The organism is Brevibacterium sp. 91QC2O2 (genome assembly GCF_024580695.1).
Classification (GTDB): domain Bacteria; phylum Actinomycetota; class Actinomycetes; order Actinomycetales; family Brevibacteriaceae; genus Brevibacterium; species Brevibacterium moorei.
On the sequence record NZ_JANIJY010000006.1, the window covers coordinates 116,160 to 134,874 of the forward strand.

An 18,715-nucleotide genomic window follows, 5' to 3' on the forward strand; every position below is an offset into this window, starting at 1 on the left:
TACTTCACCAGGACCTACTAGATCGGGTCACCCCCGCATACGCGGGGTGATATGCGCACTGCGTGTGTCCTATCTCCAAGAGAACGGACCATCCCCGCCTGCGCAGGGGCTATACGCACAGATCTGAGTGTATCAGTGCTCCGTGCCACCCGGCCCGAGAACTGCCCGACCACGATTAGCACATGGACCGGCCGACTGCAGGGCTATGATCAGATCACCACCCCTCCCACCAAGCGAAAGACCCCCACCATGCGTCACACCAATATGAACGGAAGAAGGCGGAGCGGCCGCCTCGGCAGGCCTGACCGTGAATGCGCGAATGGCCCCCTACCCGGGTAGGGGGCCATTGTCATGCGCCGGGGTCAGTGCCTCGGCTCGTAGTCGTACTCGTATGCCGCATCCGGGGAATCATCGACCCCAGGAAGGTCCGGATCGTCGATCTCGATCGGGTCGGCGTCCTCGTCATCGCCCGGTTCTACGATCTCGCCGGAGGCCAGGGCCGCGTCGAGCTGAGCCTGGCTGTCGTAGATCTCCTGCTCTACTGGCGGGACGTCGGCATCGTCGGTGACGATCTTCGTCCCGACCGCACCTACTGCCTCGGCCACGCCTGCGGGCTTCCACAGGCCATAGTGGGTGGCCACCGCGATGACGAAGGTTCCCAGGCCCAGGACGAGGGCCTGGCCCACGTCGTAGGTGGTGCCCGCCTGGTGTGCGGCCAGGGCCTCAGTGCCGATGGAGGTGGCCAGAGACAGGGCCGCCAGGAGGGCTGCCTTGAGGCCGCCGGATGCGTAGAGCTTGGTGACGAGTCCGACGAGGACGGGCAGGACGACGGCGACGACGACCTGGACGACCTGCCATACGTCGAAGGTGAAAGTGATTCCGTTCATTGGTCAGTCCCCCAGCACGCTGTATTGGATGTATTCAGTAGCCGCCTGGTCGGCGGTGATGTTCTTGACGACGATGTAGAGGCGCAACTCCCCGCCGTGCTTCGGCCCGGTCCCGATCTTGTCGATCACACCCAGGTGGTACCCGACAGCCTTCCCGTCGGCTCGGCCATGGATGGTGACCGGGCTGTAGTTGTAGTTGACGTGGCTGGTCTTCGTCTTCTTGACGTACTCCCCAATCCGGATCCAGGCCTCAGCGACCTGGCCCTCACGGAGTCCGGAGACCTTGCCGCGAGCACTCACGGCGATGGTCTCGCCCTTCTTGACCGAGCACAGGTAGGAGTTCGTGTTCTTCTTGTGGGTATGGAGGACGATCTCCTTGCCCTTGCCGATGGTCCGCTTCTCTGTGCGGTTGTCCTGGGCCTTCAGTGTCATGCCGAAGACTCCCTTCTTCTTCGTCATGTTGGTGGCGGGGGTCTTCCCGCCTGCGAGGTTGGGGCGGCCGGCCCATGCGAGGGTCGAGACTGCCCGCTTGCGGTAGTGGACGCCACCACCGTCGCGTTGGCTGCCGGAGTTGCCCGGGCTGGTGTTGCCCTCCCAACCGTAGGAGTAGGTCTTGCCCGTGCTGTAGCGGTCATGGAGGCCCGTGTGTGAGAACGCTTTAAAGCCGTACTGGTCGCCGCGTTTCATCTTGCGGACGGGGATTGCCCGCCCGTGGTCGCGATACCAGTCCCGGCAGATCGCGACACCGGCAGACTTGGGGTAGTCAATGCCGGCGCGCAGTCCGAGCTGGTCGAATACCCAGCTGGTGAATGCTGCACACCAGGCGGCCCACGAACCGTATTTACTGCGACCGCCGTAGAACCAGTCGTTGTACTTGACCTTGTTCGTATAACCGATCTCGTGAACACCGTCTTGGCTTTTCGCCTTGGCGATCACCTGCGCTGCTGTAGCCATATCACCCTCCTTTTGGGCATGAAAAAAGCCACCGCGGTGGGTGGCTCATGGTTGATGGGTTGGGGTTAGGGGCGGGGCCCGAGGATGTTCTCGGGGATCGGCAGGGGCGGCGGGTCTCCCCCACCGGCCAGGCACTTGGCGCGGCACTCCGTGCCGTAGTCCTCCCAGATGCGGGCCTCAGCCCGATACCAGTCCGCCTGCCGCCGGGACAAGGACAGTTCCTCCGCGGCAGACTTCGCGGCCGCCCGCTCCTCCGCCGTATGGCCCGACCGCTTCTTCTGGATCGTGTCCACCACCTGGTAGGCGATGACTGCAGCGCCGACAATCGCGGTGACGAGTGCAGAGTCCGTGTCACCTCCCGGGTTCATACTGAAGTCCCCTGATACACAGGTAGCGGATGCCCAGGGATAGCAGGGCGAACAAAGCTAGGGCGATCACCATGCCGCGCCCACCCGTGAGACGGCTCATGTGAGTGATCAGCACGATGATGTACATGCAGATGCCAGTCACGCAGGCAGTGATCGCGATGCGCTCCAGCCACCACACGCCAGTCGGAGCCGCACACGCGCCGATCGCGCCACCGGTGATGAGCATGACCGCCCACACCGTGGTGAACCACCGTTCCCACGCCTCCATGATCGTCGGCGACGGCTCAATGAGCTGTGCAGTCGCCCCCGCCGCGAGGACGACGTAGACGACCGCCTGGAGGATGCTGACCCATTTCGGTTCGGTGATCCTCTCCCAGACCACCCTGGCCGCCGCCCTCACGACTCCACCTCCCACCCGGCCGGGTAGTCGGTCGGACTCCATGTGTTGCCGTCGATGAGCGAGCGGTAGACCTGGCCCCGGTAGGTGACTCTGTCGCCGGTCTGGTAGGCGTCGTGAGCGCCGGTCGGGGCCACCCACTCAGGCGGGGACCCGTCCGCAGTGACCTCCCGCCACCCAGACACGCCCGGCTCCCAGACGTTCGCCGGGGTGGTGGATTCCCACAGGGTGCCGGCGTGGGTGACCCGCCAGCCGGCCGGGTAAGCGTCCACGGCGGACGTGGGCTGCCGCCACTCCTGCCCCTCCACGACGCCGGCGGCGGCGAGGTAGTCGGCGTTGAGCTGGAGCGACTGGGCTTCGGCCGTGCGCAGCGTGGCGCGGCGGGCCAGCTCCGTCTCGATCGCCTGCCGGTACTGGACCAGCTCGGCATCTGTTGCGTCTCTTATAGATCCCATGCGGGCATCTCCTCAGGTAGTGGCGTGGGCTGGCTGGTTTTGTCGGTGATCTCCTGGCCGCACACGCCGCACACGATGATGGGCATGGGGTCGGTGAGCTCGGTTTGGGTGCCGTGTTCGGGACATCCGGGGGTTTGGCATGTGGCGTAGATGGTCGCCATGGGGTTCTCCTATCGGTGGGGGTCTGATTGGCAGGTTTAGCGTTCCTCCGTACACCGTGGTGACGCCTCAGACTGGGTCGCCTGGCACCGTGGTCACGGGGTCGTCGGTCGGAGATACCAGCACTTCGAGCGTCACGATCTGGGTGACGAGGGCCAACACCGTGCAAACCTCGGTGAGGTGGATGGCCATCCAGATGACGACGACTGATGGGGCAGGCTGAGCTGGCAGGTTTAGCGTCCCGCCACTCGTGATCGCCAGCCCGGATACATCGGGGCCAGGGACCATCGTTCCCGGCGCATCGTCAACTAATACGACGATGACCGATACGACGATCTACCTGACCCGGATCAACCAGAATGCGACGGGCATCAGGTGAATTGCGGTCCAGATGACGCCAGTATCAGCCGCTGGCTGATCCGGAATCCATCTGTATGGCGGACCAGTTAACCCACCGATTGGTGGAATCTGGGGCGCGTAGGTAGACCGTGATGCTGGTCGACGTGTTCGTGGCGGACCCCACCATGACGTTCGAGATCGTGGTGGCATTCACTCCCAGCACGACCATGGGCGGGACGCTAAACCTGCCAGTTGGGAGTTTGACCGTGACGCCGGTTGGGGTGTTTGGTGCGGTGGGTGTGATGTTGACGGTGCCGGCGGCCATCGCGTAGGGCACGCCGGGGAGTTGGACTGTGCCGTCTCCTCGAAGGGCCCACTTGCCCGCCTCATCTTGGATGGTGCCGTAGTCGGACGTGCCGAACGTCGATTTCGTGGGCGCGCCGGCGCCAGCCTGCCAGTTCGGGACCTGGGTGAGGACCGTGCGGGTGGCGAATCTGCCTGGGGTGGACAGTGGCAGGGTGCCGATTTTCCGCCACCCAGACAGCGCTGGCCCCTGGTTGAGGTAGAGGTTCGCGCCCGTCACGCCGTCCGGCCGGCTGGGGCCTTGTATGGCGAGGCCTGCGCGGCGGTCCCAGTTCGTCTGCATGGCGGGCCCGAGCATGGTCTCTTGGCCGTCTGGCCCGGTCCACGTGTAGGCGAGTCGCCAGCTGTAGGCGTTGTCCCCCTGGGCGGTAGTCGCAGCGGTTGCGACTCCGCCGAACTTTGTGACGATCCGGCCATCCGCAGCAAGCGAATAGAACGTCCCACTGTCGTACCCGAATCCGATATGTGCAGACCGGGTGCGTGACCGCCATGCGCGAGCCCCGTCATAGGCGGTGCCGTTGTAGGCCGTGATGAACCCGTCGGTTCGTTTCTGTACGAACGCTCGGGACGCTCCCGTGTCGGCGGCGCCGACCCACACGTTGGTGCAGTCGGAGGCGAACGTGTCCTGGGTGTTGATCTCGTCGGTCTTGTTCCAGCTACTGCCGGACGGCGCCCATTTGCGGATCGTCATTTTGCCGTCCGCCCAGCACTGGGCGATGACGAGTTTGCTGCCGTCTACGCCAATACCGGGCCGGTATGTTGCGGTGCCGTAATCGGTGTAGTTTACTTCGTCTTTCCATCCACCACCAGTGTTGTTGAATGAATAGCAGGTTGCTGCCTTATATTTCTTCACAGTCCACAGGACATATATTCGATTGTTCAAATAGGCTATGGAGAACTCGGCATTGTCGGTTTCTTCGTTCTCAGGACCACTACCGGTCGTGTACGTGTTGACTGCGAGTGTTGTCGGGTGGATGCGCTGGAGCAACTCGGCATGGTCGGATTTCCGGTAGCAGTACCGCCACAGGTATCCCCCACCAGCCGTGAACGCCTTGGCCACGGACCCGGCAGGAACCGCCGGCAGGGCGATCGTGTCCCACACGTTCGACACGGACAGGGGTGCCGAGGGCTTTGTCACACCAGAGGCGACCATCAGGCGGGCGCCCTTGAGCACTACGGCCTCGCCCGTGAGTGAGAGTGACGGGGTTTCCAGGTTGTCTGCGACTACGTCGCCCCTGAACTGTGCGGGTGTTCCGTCGCCGGGGATGGACACGAGGACGTTACCCGCGTCGTCCACCTGCTGCAGCCCGAACGCATCGGAGATACTCGTGTTTCCGGCTTGGAAGATAGCGCCCAAGAATGTAATACCTTGGAATGCGTTGCCCTTGAACTGAATACCTTCGATGGAATCGGCGCGTAAATGGTTCGTGTCAATCGAACCATCCTCAATCAGTGTCCCGCCGACGACCTCACGAATCGACACCTGGCCGATATGCAAGGCGCCTGCGAAAGCGGGGGCGGATGCCGGGAAATACATTGTCAAGATCGGTTCGACAAAACCGTATGGTGCATCGTCGGGGACGGTGAACTGTCCACCGACCTCGACCCAGCGGCCGGCGGGGAAGATTCCGTCGCCGATACCCACCGCGCCATCCGGGCCAATGGCCGGTCTGGTTCCTGACTCACCCGTTGAGGTCTGCGTCGCACGCGTGTAGAGCTGCAGGCTCACTCCCGCGAAGTTGTTCTCCGTCGAGACCAGGCCGGTGATTTCGTCAGTGGCCCAGCACCAGGCCGACGCGGTGTACGTCGAGCCCGGAGACACGGGGATCCGCTGGCCCGGCAACGGGCCGGGCCCATACTTCGACATGTTCGCCGACCCGACAGCATTCGACACCATCCGGACGCTCGTCCCGTGACCCAGCCTGGTGTTCTCCGTCGACCACGTACGGCCATACGACCCTGCCGCCGGCAGGTTCCACGTCCGCTCCCGCCCATCCATGTACGGGTCCGCTACCAGCTCCGACCCGCCAGGGACGAGCAGCATGTCCGTCGTCATCATCTGCGAGCGCACGACTTTGGACCAGAGCACGTCGATGACGGCCTGTTGGAGGACGCCGGCGCCGGCGGTGAGTTTTCCGACGTCTAGGTTGGCGATGGCGGCCGATGAGATTTGCTGTTTGATCCACTGGTTGGTGGCGGCGTTCCAGCGCCATTCGGCGATGATGTTCTGGGATCCGTCGCGTTGCCGGTAGGTGTCGCCGTCCGTCTGTCCGGTGCCTGCGACTGTGGTGGTGCCGTAGGTGGCGGTGGTTTTGCTGCCGGCCATGGTGACGGCGTAGTCGGCGCGTTCCTTGGCTGTGCCGGCTGCGTTCTGCGCGGTCTGCGCAGTTTGGGCGGCCTGTGCGGCGGCGGCGGCTGCGTCGGTGGCGGTCTTGTCCGTGACGGCGACCCAGCTGGTGCCGTTCCAGCGTTTCGGGGTGTTCGCCCCGCTGGTCGTGTCGATCCACAGTGTGCTGGGCAAGCGGTACTCGGGCGCGGGTGCGCTGGGCTGGATGAGGGTTGTGGATTTGCCGTTCGCGATGCCCGCTGCGGCGGCCGCGTCCTCCGCTGCCCGGTCGGCTGCGTCCTGCGCTGCCGAGGCCGCACGGCTGGCTTCCGTGACCTTCCCATCCACCTGGCCCAACGCCTCGTCCGTAGCCTGGTTGATGCGGTCCTCAGCGTCGCTGATCGCCGTCTGCAGGTCCTCAGACACCAGCGGCATCGTGACCTCGACCTGGGCGGGGGTGGACAGGTCCGAGACCTGACCCGACTCCGACTCCAAGGCCAGCCACACCCACCAGGTGCCCTCGCTGGTGACGACGGTGGTGGTGGTCCCGCCGTACTGCTGGGCGATCTCGGCGACGGGGGCGCGGGGGTGATCGGGGTCCTGGGAGACGTACACGCGTGCGCGCCGGAGGTCGGCCGGCAGGGGTGTGGCGTCTACGGTGTCGCCGAGCCATTCGGCCATGATGGTGAGTCCGTCGCTGGTGGCCAGGGGCGCGCCGGGGACGGGCGGGGTGGGTCCGGTGAGGTGGGTGACGGTGGTGGTGCCGTCTGGCTGGTTGCCGATGAGCACGCGGGTGTTGCCGTCCTCGTCGTTGACGGGGATCGCCTGGCCGGCTTCGAGGCTGGAGCGGCCGAGTTGGCCGCGGGCTGCGACCTGGCCCTCGAGGTAGTCGAGGCGGTTGAGGATGCGGCCGAGTTCGCTCATTGCTGGTCTACCTTGTCTGTGCGGCGGACTGTGAGGTTGGTGAGTCCGGTGTCGGGGTGGTGGACGATGGTGAGGATCTTCACCCAGAGGGTCTGGGTGCCGTACCAGCCTTGTCGGGCGGTGGTGATCTGGATATCGTCTCCGGGGTCGTATGTGCCGATCGGTGCGTTGGGGTGTTCGATGATGGTCAGGTCGGTGATGTCCGGGGCACCCGTGCGGGCCTTGAGCTCGGCCGCGCCGCGCGCCTTGACCTGCGCCGGCGTGGTCAGCGTCTTGTCGCTGATGATCGCGTATCGGCCCAGGCGGGATGGCTTGGCTTGGGCCTGCTCGTCGCGCATCATGGCTGTGCCCTCGCCGGCGCCGAGGGTGAGGACGTGGGAGGCGTAGTCGTCACCCGTGTGCGTAATACCCGGTTCCTCGATGACGTTCTCGCCGACGACGAAGCGGAGGTCGGTGCGGCGCTTGCCGAGGCGGGGGTAGCCGTAGACGAGCCGGTGCAGGATCTTCTCGCCGGACCATGCGTGGGTCATGGTCCACTCGTAGCCGCCGAGCGTGGCCATGTCTTCGAACTCTTTGCCGAGGTCCTGGCCGAGGTACCAGGCGAGCACGTACGGGTCGACCTGCTGGGCGCTGCCGGTGCCGACCGTGTCCGGGGCCGCGAGGAACACGTCCCGGCTCTTGGTGGTGCCCGTGCGGGTCACGCCCAGGTTGAAGCCCTTGCGGGCCTGGGTGTGCTCCCACATGTGCCAGGACGTGGCCAGCGGATCCCCGCGCGTGACCGACTTGACTGCGGTGTAGGGCATGCCGTCGAGGTAGCCGGTGTGTCCGGTGGCCTCGATCGTGAGGTCCTGCCGGCCGTCACCGGCGGCCGGGTCCGAAGTGAGGATCCCGCCGCCGCGGATCTGGCCGGCCGGGGCCTCGGCGTAGATCGCAGTCGACCAGGGCAGGAAGATCGGCGCGGACGTGCTGTCCTGCAGGCGGGTGGCCTCCGGGCTGATCGTGCCCTTGATGCCACCATGGCCGTTGACCGCGGTCGTCACCTCGGGGTTGGACAATGGCAGCTCGGAGGCGATCCGGGTCTCCGTGCCGTCGCCGTTCATGCGGGTGGCGAAGTAGGACCAGTCGTCCATCAGGCGGCCTCGCCTGCGCTGTAGGCGGTAGCGAGTTCCCGGAACGTCACACGTAGGAAGATCCCTGAGTTCGAGTCCATGTAGACCTTCTTCGCCTGGGCATTCTTCGACCCGTTGACGATCGCCTTCATGAGCATTTTGATGTCCTTGCCCCGGAATTTCGCGGGGATCGTGCGCACGTCAGCCAGCAACCAGTTCGTGCGGTAGGCGTAGGTTTTCCCGCTAGCGTCCTCCTGCACGTCCCATCCGAACGCCTGCGTTTGGAACTCGTAGTCGCGCTTATCCGTCCACCCAGCTGCCTTGTACTGGTCGCCGTACTCGACCCAGCATGAGCCCCACGACGAAGCGCCCGTACAGCCGACCGACAGCCATTGCGCCTCCACCACCATCTGCGTAGCCCACTCCGGGACCGGCACCGTGATGTTCGAGTACTGCTGTCCGAGCTCGCCACCGGGGAACCACTCGCCACCAGTTTTCTTATCAGCCAGATAGGTTGTCCCGTTCGCCAGCGTCATCGCGTACGGATACTCCACCGTCTTAGTGCGCGGGACCGCGACCTCACGCAGGTCCGTGATCATCGAGTTCGTGATCGTCGCCGTGTTCGCCGGCTGGACGACCTTCGCCAGGGGCACATGCGGATAGGCCGGCGGATTCTTCACCGGGTCCGACGACAGCCACTGATACCGGCAGTACGGCCCGTTGGCCACGTCACCTGGGACCTGGCCACCGAACTGTGGATCATCGACACGCCACACCAGATAGCGCGTCGCACCGCCCGAGGAACCCGTGGCCGGGCACGGGAAATCCGTCACGCCCAACTCAGCGCCGGAGTACGATTCCGAGGGCTGGGACTGGTAATCGTTCGGGCTCTTGCACGTGCCCGCTTTGATCCGCACCGAGGATCCGGGGGTCGGTGTCTGCGAGACCTTCATGTCCCCGGCATGCGTGACACCGCGAGCGCCCTGGGTTGAGTCGTAGAGGGCGCGGCGGGCACCGCCGACGGAGTTCTCGGCGCCGCCGCCGATGGCCCATGGCATATCGAGTGGCATGATGGTCCTCTTTTCAGATGGTGGGGTTCCAGGTAATGGTCGCGGTGCTGGTTCCGGTCTCGTCCTCGCCCGTGAACGTCAGTTCGGAGTTGCCGGGTTTGATGACGATGTCGGAGAAGAACGTGGACCGGGACAGCAGGGAGACTGCGCTTCCGCCGTTGTCCCACGTGGCGGTCTTGGCGCGGGCGTTGATGTCGATGTAGCGGTCGTAGGCCAGTGAGCCGGTAAGTTTCAGCGTCCAGCCAGGGCCTTTCACCACGGGGTTTTTGATGGGGCCGTGGATGCGGATCCGCACATCGTGGGTCGGGCGGCGGCCAGTCGAGGTGATGACGCCCTGCCGCTGTCCCGCCTCGGTCGTCGACCAGGGGAACACCACCGGGAAGACAAACCCGGAGTAGCGGCCGGCGGCCATGGTCAAGGTGATCGACTGGGCAGCGTCGGCGTACAGGGTCGCGTCGCCCGGCTGGAACTCGGCCTTCTGCCCCGTGACCGTCTCCAGGGTCCACAGGTCCGCCGTGTCCAAGTCCAGGGCGCGGGGCCGTCCGTAGATCCGCTTGACGGCCCCGTGCCGGTTGAACGTCAGCGGGATGTCCTCGCCCGGCTTCCACGTCTCCCGGGCGTACTCCCACGCCCGCTCGAACGCCTCGGCGTTGGCGGCTGCCTCGGCCGGGGTAGCGCCGGTGATCGTCATGTCGAGCACCCACGGGCGCGGCGTCCGGTAGTCCCGGCCGAACAGGAGGCCGTCGCCGGCCGGGTTCGGCTGGTCCTGCACCCGCTTGTCCACCCCACCGGGATGGACAAGCGCCGGGTACACGGGATATCCGACACCGAACCTGTACCCGGCGAGGTCCCACTGGCCATGCTCCAGCTGTGCCATCAGCGTGCACCTACCAATCTGCTGCCCTGAGCAATCGACGACCTGGTGTCCCTCACGCCGTGGTCGACCACCGCGGTGATGTGCGCGGCCATCTGCCGGCCGTCGACCATGAGCGTCATCTGCACGCCCTGGAGCGCTGCCGCGAGCGCCTGCGGGCTGGTGTTCTGGCTGCCGGCGATGGTGGCCTGCAGCTGGGTGAGGGAGTCCGGGGAGAGAGCGAGGGTCTGCTGTGTGCGGAGCACCTGGTTCTCCACGGAGACTGCCTGCCGGTTCGGGACGATCTGGTCCCCGCCCCTGAGTTTCCGAAGTTCGGGTCCTCGTTCCCCTACCCAGGCGTAGCCTGGGATCGCCGACTTGGTGCCGCCCTCGTAGCCATGTCCGCGACCGATCGCTGCCTGCCACGGATGGTAGTCGTGGGCCGCCTGACGCATGCCGGTAATCAGGTTCTTGTAGGGGTCGTACACGTTCGGGATGAACGGGCCTAGCCCCTTTCCGAAATCAGCCCATGTCACACCGGGGACCTGGACAAGGCCGCGGGCAGGATCTCCACGCTTCCAGTTCGCATCCCACACCGCGCGGGACTGGATCAGCTTCGGGTTGCCGGATGACTCGGACATGATCTGACGTAGCCACCTGTCCTCGTCAGCCCGTCCACCGCCGACCTTGGTGTAGGCCAGGGCTTTGGCAACCAGAGGACGCCAGTACTCCATCGACGCCGATGCCTTGAAATTCCCGCCACCGGAGAGGTCGTTGGACTTGCCCCATGCCTGGGCCTTCTTCGTCAGCCCGGCGCCCATCTTGGAGATGATTCCGTTGGCCAGATCCCCGTACATGCCCGGCAGGTCCGCGATCTGTCCGGCCACGGTGGCCTTGGCCTTCTTCAGGTGGAACTCTGCCGCTTTCGCGTAGGTCTTCTTCACGTCGCCGGTCACGCTCTTGATCCCGGCGTCGGTGAGGAACTTCGGGGTGATCGGCTCCATGCCGTACCCGCCGCCACCGACCGCCGCGCCCACCTTCATACCGCGGAGCTTCTCCCACAGGTCGCCGGAGACATCCGGGTTTCGGTTGAAGCTGCCGAGTGAGCGGTTGCCGAGGTCGACGTGGGCGTGGTTGTAGTGGCCCGTCCACCGCCAGATGACACCCCACCCGAGCTTGTACAGCAGGGGCATGATCCGGTCGAAGTCGCGCATTTCCTTCGCTGACTGGCCGGGCGCTGTGTTGAGGTCCAGGGCGCCCTGCCGGTAGTGCCAGGAGTTCGGCGCGTGCACCCGGTGGACCGGCCCGAACGGGGCCGGGCCCTCCGAGGCCCGCACACCCAAGCCGTTGAGCAGCTTGCCCAGCTGGACGAGGCCGGCCGTGTTCTTCTTGATGCCGCCTGTCGCGTACTTCTCGTGTGGCAGATCGAGGAACTTCTGCACGCCCGGGCGGCCGCCATGGATCGCGGCCGCGTTGATACCGTCGACCCACTGAGGGCCCAAGACTGCGCCCGCCTCCGGGCGCAGCACCGGCTCACCGCCGGAAAGCTCCAGGATTCCGCCGGTCGGCGAGTAGTAGGTGTGCACGTCGCGGCCCGGCGTGTAGCCCGGGACCACGCCGACGCCGGCCGTGCCCGTGGCGTACTTGAGCTTCGCCGGCGCGGAGAGCTTCACACCGACCTCGCTGAACGCCTTGTTCACGCTGCCGGCAAACTTCCCCATGATGCCAATAACGGAGTTCAGTTTCGCCCCGGCGTTCGGGCGAGCCTTGGCCAACTCCGAATTCATGCCGGAGCGGATCCCACGGAACGCCGCTACGCCCGTATCCTCGATCCGGCCAAAGCCGGACTTCGCGGTGCGCTTCATGCTGTCCAGCCGGTTCGACTGGTCCGAACCCATGCCCTTGTACGTCCGGTTCTGCTGCCGGCGCATCGACTGCGTCAGATTGTCCGCCGTGTCCCGAATCGACGTATGAGCGCGTTTCGACCGATCCTTCTGGTCGTCGAGCTTCGACGCGGTGTCCTTGCCGATGTCCCGGTACCGCTTCGACTGCGTCTTGGCCATCTGGTCGAGCATCGACGCCTGACCATCCGTGAGCGCCTTCGACGACTTCTTGGACTTCTCCGTCTGCGCGTCGAGGTTCTTCGCCTGGTCCGCGGCCATCTTCTGGTAGGCGTCGGCGTTGACCTGCTGCATGCCCGCCAGCGTCTCCGCCGCCGCCTTCGCCGCGTCCTCGTCCGTCTGAGCCTGCGGGGCCGCGAGCGCGCCCGTGTGTGCGTCCTGGTCGTCCTCCTGGGCTCCTGTGGGGCGTTGGACGGGCTGGATGGTCTGGGGGCCGCGCATGAGGCCGGACAGGCTGTCCGTGTCCAGGCCGATGGGCAGGGTTCGGCGGGTGACGTCGGGGACGAGGGCCGCGGCGAGCTTCTGCGTTGCCGTCTGCACCGCGGGGATGCCGTCTTCGACGCCGAGTGCGGCGCCGGCGGGGACCCAGCGGGTGACGTCGCGGATGACCGTGGATGGGGAGTGGATGCCGAGGCTCTTCTTGAGCGTCTTCTCCATCCGCTTTGCCAGCTTCTTGATCGCCTTATCGACGCTCTTCTGGTCGGATTCGAGGCCCTTGACCAGGCCGGCGGCCGCGTTCACCCCGCCCTTGTAGAACGACTTGGTGACGTCGGCGCCCGTGCGGTTCGAGTACGTCTCGATCGTCTTGTACGAGCTGTTCAGGCTCTTGACGTCGGCCTTCGACCCCTTGAGCAGCTCGTTGGCGACTGCGAGGGATTCCTCGACGCTGCCCTGTCCGGTGACCTCCTGGAGGATCGCGCCGGAGTAGCCCATCCGCTGCAGCTTCGTGATCTTCCCCGCCAGGTCCTTGACCCGGTTCGCGGCCGCGCGGGCGTTAGTGACCGCGCCCTTGACGCCCGCCGCATGCGACCACTTGCCGCCTTTGCCCTGCGTCCAGGTCTCGGACACGTCGAGCTTGTACGCGTTGCCCTGTATCGACGACGAGACAGAGTCCTGGATCGACTTGAGTTCGTCGAGCTTGCTCTTGGCCTTCTCGACCCGCTTGTCCAGCTTGTCCATCTGGCCATACAGGCGCTTGGCCGTGCGCTCATACGAGGACGTGGACGCACCCGCGATCCGGCGCTGCCGCTTCGACAGATCCGAGTTCTTCGACAGGTCACGCAGGCGATCCACCGCGGAGTACGCGCCGGACAGGCCACCGGTGACCTGCTCGCGGAAATCGCCCCGGCGGATGTCTGTGCGCGCGTCTGTGCGCAGCTCACCCACCCGCTGGCGGCGCTCCTTGGCCTCCTGCGCCTTCTTCTTCGCCTCAGCTGCGGCCTTCTTCGCTGCCGCCGCGTCAGACTTGGCGCCCTTAAGCCTGGCCTTCGCGTCCCTGAGGTCGTCCTCCAGCGAGCGCACCCGCCTGGTCCACTCGGCCTTGTCGCTCTTCTTCGCGTCGCTCTTGTGCCGGCGTGCGGACGTGAGCTGCTTCTGCAGGGAGTCGACGGACTTCTGTGCGGAGACAACGCCACCGCGGGCCATGAACCGGCCAGCGGCGCCTGGCATCCGCTTGAGCGCCTCCATGAGGATCTTCCAGGAGCGCGGGGACCCGTCGAGAGGCACGTAGGCCTCGTCGACGTCCATGCGGTCACCCACGACACGCCAGGTGCCCGGCTTGACCATGGCCGCGGTGTCATCCATCGGGGAGAGGAACCCGCCGTCGGCCATGGGCTTGACCAGGCCGCCGTAGTAGGACGCCCACTGGTTCTTCTGGTAGGCGCGCCCGGTGTCTGGGTTCTTCGGCGTCGTCGCGGTCTCCGCCCCACCGTCGACGTACTTGCGCACGACAGTGACGGGGATCTTCATCAAGGGCAGGCTCTCGACCCAGTCGAGGATCCCGTCGATCTTCGACTTCGCCTTGCTCGTGTCCGAGTCCACGTAGACCTTGGGCCGAGTCTTGTCGAGCTTGTCCGCCTTCTTCTGGACGCCCGTGATCTTCTTCCCGGATTTCTCAGTGCCTTCGGTCTTGACCCTGGTCTTGACCTCTTCGGGGGTCATCATGACCTGGTCCGCGTACTTCTTCGCCTCGGACTTCGACATACCGAATGACTCAGCGGTCTCGATGATCCGCTTGCGCGAGCTCTTCATCTTCTTCTCGAGCTCGTCGGCGCTACCACCGTTCTCGAGGATCGCCGCGGCCGAGTCGTTGGCGCTCTTGGCCAGGGTATCGAGGGCGTCGCCGTTCTTCCGGCCGGCCTCCGTGTTGTCGTCGAGGGTCTTCCCGTTCTCCTTCAGTGAGTCACGCGCATCGTCGATCGCCTTCTCGAAATCTCGGGTGGCCTTGCGCTCATCGAGCGTGGCCTTGCCGAACCCACGGATTTCGTCGGCCAAATCCTTGATCTGGTCTTCTGTGGTCTTCGCCTGCACGCCGAGGGTCTGGAGCTTCTTTGCCTGCTCGTCACTGGATGACCCTGCCTCCAGCATGTCCTGGCTGATCTCGCCCGTGGCGATCTGGAGCAGTGTTTGCTCGTCTGTCGTGTAGCCAGCAGCGGTGGCCACCGATTCGAGGTAGCTCTTGTACTCCGGGAACTTCTTGAACAGGTCGTCCAGGCTCGTCCCGTTAGCCTCAGCCTGCTGAGCGATCTTGAGGAACCCGTCTGCGGCGGTATCCATGGCGCCGCCCTGTGCCAGGTTCGTCAGAGCCTGGTCAGTCGACTCGATCGTGTCTGAAACGATCGTTGCGGACGTACGTGTCCCCATGATCGTGTCGAGGAACTTGCCGACCTTGTTGTCCGAGGCCTCAATGGCCTTGCCCCAGTTGTCGATGGCGTCCCCGCCATTGACCCAATAGCCGTTTGCTTCCTTCCAGATTTCGGGATCGAGCACGCCCCCGCCGGTGGACTTCGTGCCGGCCTTCTGCATGGCGACAAGGCGTCGTGTCATTTCGTCAGACGACCGCGACGTCGAGTCGATGACTGACCCCATTGCCGCGGCGGCTACCTGCGCAGTTGCAAGCCCGATTGCGGCGTACCCCGCCATCTTGCCGACCTTGGACAGGCCCGAGGCCACCTTCGGGTGGACCTTCGTCAGTTCCTTAAACTCGTCGATCGTGTCGAACACCTTCGGCGCCAGGGTAAGGAACCCACCGGCGGCGATAGCTGCGGTGCCCCCGATCCCGGCGATCCCCACGGTTGCGTTCTTGACGGGATCCGGCAGCTTAGCGAACCACTGCGCCAGGCCCGCGACACCGTCTGCGGCATCGGCCACCACGGGTAGGAGCACGTCGCCGAAGTTGATCGCCGCGTCCTTGATGCTGTTCCCGGCGATCTTCACGCGCGATTCCGCAGTGGCGTAGCGCTTCTCCGCCTCTTGGATCAGGGCTATGCCCTTGGCGTATTCCTCATTGCCCGTGGCCAGGGCATCCTGCATGGTCCCGGCTGATGCGGACAGGCGTAGCAGCGCGTCGGATTCGCGTATACCCGTGATTCCCAGGTCGGAGAGCACCTTGTTGACGTTCTCGCCCTTGTCCTGGGCCTTGCCCAGGCCGGCCACGAACTTCTGCATGGTGCCGGCCGAGTTCTCGCCCCAGGCCTGCTGGAACTGGTCCGACGACATTCCGGCGACGTTGGCCAGCATCGCCAGGTCGTCCCCGCCTTCGGCGACGGAGTTGCCCATCCGCTTCATCGTCGTAGAGATCGCGGTGCCGCCGGCCTCGGCCTCGATGCCCACCGAGGACAGGGCCGCGGCCATGCCGAGTACGTCGCCTTCGGACATGTGGGCCTGCTGGCCGGCACCGGCGATGCGCATGGCCATGTCCATGATCTCGGACTCAGTGGTCGCAAAATTGTTGCCCAGGCCCACGATGGAGGCGCCCAGGCGGCCCACATCCGTCTGCGAGGTCCCCATGATGTTCATGAACCGGCTCAGTGACGTTGCGGCCTCGTCGGCCGACAGGTTCGTCGCCTCGCCCATGTCGATCATGGTCTTTGTGAACGAGGTGATGTTGCCTGTCTGGATCCCAAGCTGACCGGCGGCCTCGGCGACGGCCGCGATCTCCTGGTGAGAGGCCGGCAGCTTCGTCGCGGCGAGGTTCCGCAGTGATTTCTGAATCTCATCGAGCTCTTCGGGCGTTCCGTTGACGGTCTTCTTCACGCCTGCGAATGCCGACTCCCAGCCCATGGCCGCCTTCGTTGCCATGCCCAGGGACACGACCACGCCAGTGCCGAACCCCGCGACCGCAGTGCCTGTGCTCTGCCAGGCCTGTGCATGGTTCTTCGCGGACTTCTCCAGGCCCGACAGGTATTTCTTGCTGGTGGTGGCTGTGCCGTGGATCTTCTGGATGGCCGCCGAGGCTTTCTGGGCTCCGGTCTCGACACCGGTGGCGTCGAGCATCATGCGCCAGACGATTGAGCGGTCAGCCACGGCGGTCTCCTTCTTCGGTTATTCGGGTGTGTCTTCTGGTCGGCGTGCCGACCATATGAGTGCGTCCGGGTGGTCGTACTCGGTGTCCTCTTGCGCGCGCCGGAGTGCGGTGGTGGCGTGGCAGCGGGTTGGGGGTGGGACTTCCCAGCCGGTTTCCTGCGACTGGCACACGCTCTTGGGGTATCCGCAGACCGGGCACAGGTTCGCCTCGTACTGGGCCAGGGCGAGCATGAGGTCCGTCTCCCGGCGGTCGAACTCTGGTTCGGGCCGGGATGTGGCGAGGCGCCCGTGATTGTCGTAGGTGTGGCTGGTGGTGGGTTCCCACCCTCGGAATCTCCGGTGGGAGATTCCGAGGGTGCGGGCGGCGCGGAGTTCTGCGACTAGCCCTGGATCAGACTCGAGGCGAGTCGCGAGAAAGGGACTTCGGAGGACACCTGGTTCAGCTCCAAGACCGCATCGACAAAATCACTGAACTGGGCGTTGGAAATGTCCTCGAGCAGCTGTGGCCATTCCCCGGCTTCCATCTCGACGGTCTCGCCGGTGGCCTTCGCGCGGACGATGACGACGGATTCCGTGATCGCCACTGGGAAGAAGGCGTCGACGTTGACGCCGAACCGGGAATCGACGTCGTTGTCCTCGCGCGCTGGGTGCTTTTCCTTGATCTCTTCGTACTTGGCCGAGGGCAGTGCGGTGAGGGTGACGAGGACGATGGAGTCGTCCATGGCCTTCTCGAGGTCTACGACGCGCTGTGCCGCGTTGCGGGCTTCCGTGGACCCCGTGAGTCGGTTGTCCGTGGTGGTGGCCTTGCGGGCCCGGTCGAGGTCTTCGACGGCCTGGTCGTACTCGGCACGGAGGCTGAGGTCGGTGACGAGCTTGACGATGCGGGTGGCGCGCTTGATCTGGATGGACATGGGTTCCTCCCTGGAACGTGGTGGTGTGGTCTCCCTGGAGTGTGTGGTGCCCGCCCGCGGCCCCAGGGAGGGATAGCCGCGGGCGGGGTTCGGGGTGGTACAGGCCGAGGCCGGCGCCGGAGTGTCAGCCCTCGGGCGGCGGCGTGGCCGCGCCCTCGAGTGCCGTGATCCGGGCGACCGCGGCGGTGAGGTCCGACTGTTTGGCCAGGCCGGAGACAGACGGGATCGTCGGCTTGTCGGTCAGATCGTTGAAGCTGTGCGTATGGTTACCGGCGGCCGCGTCCGTCGCGGCGGGGCCAACTTTGAGGTTGGACGAGCCGTTGCCGGTGCCCGCGCCGATCGCGTCGCGTGCGGCCTTCGCGTCGGCGGCCTTCATGACCTTCTTGCCGGTGTCGGTCACGCCGGACAGGTTGTCGGCGGTCGGCGCGGCAGCGTTCTGGCCGGCCGCGATGCCATCCTCCATGCGGTTGAGCTCTGCGGCGCTGACGGGTGTGCCGCCGTCCTTGCCGTCTGCCCATGTTTTCTTGGTGTATGCCATGGTCAGTTACCTCCTGGGTATAGGTCCGGTCCTGGGTAGGTGGTGCTCCCCGGCAGCAGCGGTGCTGGTGCCGGGGGTGTCATTCCCCCAGCTCCACCGTCACAACCTCCGCGCGGATGAACGTCGGGATGGTCGTGCGGGTGACGCTGTTGGCTTCGATGGCCACGGGCTGGTGCTCGCCCATCGTCACGGGGAAGATTCTGACGGTCTGTTCCTTGGCCCAGGGCAGGGCCGAGTCGACGCCGCGGCGCTCCACGAAATAGCCGTTGGCGCCCTCGACGAACGTCTCGACGGCCTTGTTCGGATCCGTCGTGTTCGTGTTGTCGATGACGGTCACGGACAGGCCAGGGGTCTTCGTGCCCGGGCGGTTGAACTCCTGGCGCGAGTTCAGGCGACGGTCAGGGATCGACGCCTGATCGGACGTGGGATTCCAGCCGTCACCGGTGAAATAGTTCGACGCCTCGAGGGCTCCTTCGGCGGTCAGTTCGGCCACGGTCGGCTTGGTGTAGTCCTTGAATTTCGGCACCCAGTCGACGCGGGTATTTCCATCTGCCGGGGTTGACGGGATTTCAGCCATGATCGGCTCCTCTCACGCGCCCAGGCGGGCGCGGCTACGGCCCGGACCGCGAGCGCGGGC

At 65.5% G+C, this 18,715-nt stretch carries 14 protein-coding genes; all 14 read right to left on the reverse strand.

Features of this window, described 5'->3' with window-relative positions:
* Positions 1-362: 362 nt before the first annotated feature.
* Complete coding sequence (locus NQ036_RS06735) at positions 363-887, reverse strand: hypothetical protein (protein ID WP_257057840.1); 525 nt, start codon at positions 885-887, stop codon at positions 363-365.
* 3 nt (positions 888-890) lie between these two features.
* Entirely contained in the window at positions 891-1,841 is a 951-nt protein-coding gene (locus tag NQ036_RS06740) for a hypothetical protein (protein WP_257057841.1), read from the reverse strand.
* A gap of 65 nt (positions 1,842-1,906) precedes the next feature.
* On the reverse strand, positions 1,907-2,209 hold the full coding sequence (locus NQ036_RS06745; RefSeq protein WP_257057844.1) for a hypothetical protein: 303 nt from the start codon (positions 2,207-2,209) through the stop codon (positions 1,907-1,909).
* The gene (locus tag NQ036_RS06750; protein WP_257057846.1) at positions 2,193-2,609 is read right to left on the reverse strand and encodes a hypothetical protein; all 417 of its coding nucleotides are present in this window, start codon (positions 2,607-2,609) and stop codon (positions 2,193-2,195) included. The genes NQ036_RS06745 and NQ036_RS06750 overlap by 17 nt, the downstream gene beginning before the upstream one ends.
* A complete protein-coding gene (locus tag NQ036_RS06755; protein WP_257057849.1) occupies positions 2,606-3,061 on the reverse strand; it encodes a carbohydrate-binding protein in 456 nt (151 codons plus the stop codon). Before NQ036_RS06755 ends, NQ036_RS06750 begins: the two co-directional genes overlap by 4 nt.
* Positions 3,049-3,222, reverse strand: a complete 174-nt coding sequence (locus NQ036_RS06760) for a hypothetical protein (RefSeq protein ID WP_257057851.1) — start codon at positions 3,220-3,222, stop codon at positions 3,049-3,051. The genes NQ036_RS06755 and NQ036_RS06760 overlap by 13 nt, the downstream gene beginning before the upstream one ends.
* Before the next feature lie 401 nt (positions 3,223-3,623).
* Positions 3,624-7,172, reverse strand: a complete 3,549-nt coding sequence (locus NQ036_RS06765; RefSeq protein ID WP_257057853.1) for a hypothetical protein — start codon at positions 7,170-7,172, stop codon at positions 3,624-3,626.
* Positions 7,169-8,302, reverse strand: a complete 1,134-nt coding sequence (locus tag NQ036_RS06770) for a hypothetical protein (RefSeq protein ID WP_257057855.1) — start codon at positions 8,300-8,302, stop codon at positions 7,169-7,171. The genes NQ036_RS06765 and NQ036_RS06770 overlap by 4 nt, the downstream gene beginning before the upstream one ends.
* Positions 8,302-9,351: a hypothetical protein gene (locus tag NQ036_RS06775; RefSeq protein ID WP_257057857.1), complete on the reverse strand. Its 1,050-nt coding sequence runs from the start codon at positions 9,349-9,351 to the stop codon at positions 8,302-8,304. The genes NQ036_RS06770 and NQ036_RS06775 overlap by 1 nt, the downstream gene beginning before the upstream one ends.
* Before the next feature lie 13 nt (positions 9,352-9,364).
* Complete coding sequence (locus NQ036_RS06780; RefSeq protein WP_257057859.1) at positions 9,365-10,228, reverse strand: hypothetical protein; 864 nt, start codon at positions 10,226-10,228, stop codon at positions 9,365-9,367.
* Positions 10,228-16,629: a phage tail tape measure protein gene (locus NQ036_RS06785; protein ID WP_257057860.1), complete on the reverse strand. Its 6,402-nt coding sequence runs from the start codon at positions 16,627-16,629 to the stop codon at positions 10,228-10,230. Before NQ036_RS06785 ends, NQ036_RS06780 begins: the two co-directional genes overlap by 1 nt.
* A 380-nt stretch (positions 16,630-17,009) precedes the next feature.
* The gene (locus NQ036_RS06790; protein WP_257057863.1) at positions 17,010-17,540 is read right to left on the reverse strand and encodes a hypothetical protein; all 531 of its coding nucleotides are present in this window, start codon (positions 17,538-17,540) and stop codon (positions 17,010-17,012) included.
* A gap of 124 nt (positions 17,541-17,664) precedes the next feature.
* Positions 17,665-18,078 carry a hypothetical protein gene (locus NQ036_RS06795; protein ID WP_257057865.1) on the reverse strand — a complete coding sequence of 138 codons (414 nt, stop codon included), beginning with the start codon at positions 18,076-18,078 and terminating at the stop codon, positions 17,665-17,667.
* Positions 18,079-18,157: 79 nt separating this feature from the next.
* The gene (locus NQ036_RS06800; protein WP_257057867.1) at positions 18,158-18,655 is read right to left on the reverse strand and encodes a hypothetical protein; all 498 of its coding nucleotides are present in this window, start codon (positions 18,653-18,655) and stop codon (positions 18,158-18,160) included.
* Between the last annotated feature and the right edge of the window lie 60 nt (positions 18,656-18,715).

Excerpts from the sequence above, each read along its gene's own strand:
- NQ036_RS06780 (WP_257057859.1), bottom strand. The coding sequence starts at position 10,228 with ATGGCACAGCTGGAGCATGGCCAGTGGGACCTCGCCGGGTACAGGTTC.
- NQ036_RS06735 (WP_257057840.1), bottom strand. The coding sequence starts at position 887 with ATGAACGGAATCACTTTCACCTTCGACGTATGGCAGGTCGTCCAGGTC.
- NQ036_RS06755 (WP_257057849.1), bottom strand. The coding sequence starts at position 3,061 with ATGGGATCTATAAGAGACGCAACAGATGCCGAGCTGGTCCAGTACCGG.
- NQ036_RS06765 (WP_257057853.1), bottom strand. The coding sequence starts at position 7,172 with ATGAGCGAACTCGGCCGCATCCTCAACCGCCTCGACTACCTCGAGGGC.
- NQ036_RS06740 (WP_257057841.1), bottom strand. The coding sequence starts at position 1,841 with ATGGCTACAGCAGCGCAGGTGATCGCCAAGGCGAAAAGCCAAGACGGT.
- NQ036_RS06790 (WP_257057863.1), bottom strand. The coding sequence starts at position 17,540 with ATGTCCATCCAGATCAAGCGCGCCACCCGCATCGTCAAGCTCGTCACC.
- NQ036_RS06770 (WP_257057855.1), bottom strand. The coding sequence starts at position 8,302 with ATGGACGACTGGTCCTACTTCGCCACCCGCATGAACGGCGACGGCACG.
- NQ036_RS06745 (WP_257057844.1), bottom strand. The coding sequence starts at position 2,209 with ATGAACCCGGGAGGTGACACGGACTCTGCACTCGTCACCGCGATTGTC.
- NQ036_RS06775 (WP_257057857.1), bottom strand. The coding sequence starts at position 9,351 with ATGCCACTCGATATGCCATGGGCCATCGGCGGCGGCGCCGAGAACTCC.
- NQ036_RS06795 (WP_257057865.1), bottom strand. The coding sequence starts at position 18,078 with ATGGCATACACCAAGAAAACATGGGCAGACGGCAAGGACGGCGGCACA.
- NQ036_RS06760 (WP_257057851.1), bottom strand. The coding sequence starts at position 3,222 with ATGGCGACCATCTACGCCACATGCCAAACCCCCGGATGTCCCGAACAC.
- NQ036_RS06800 (WP_257057867.1), bottom strand. The coding sequence starts at position 18,655 with ATGGCTGAAATCCCGTCAACCCCGGCAGATGGAAATACCCGCGTCGAC.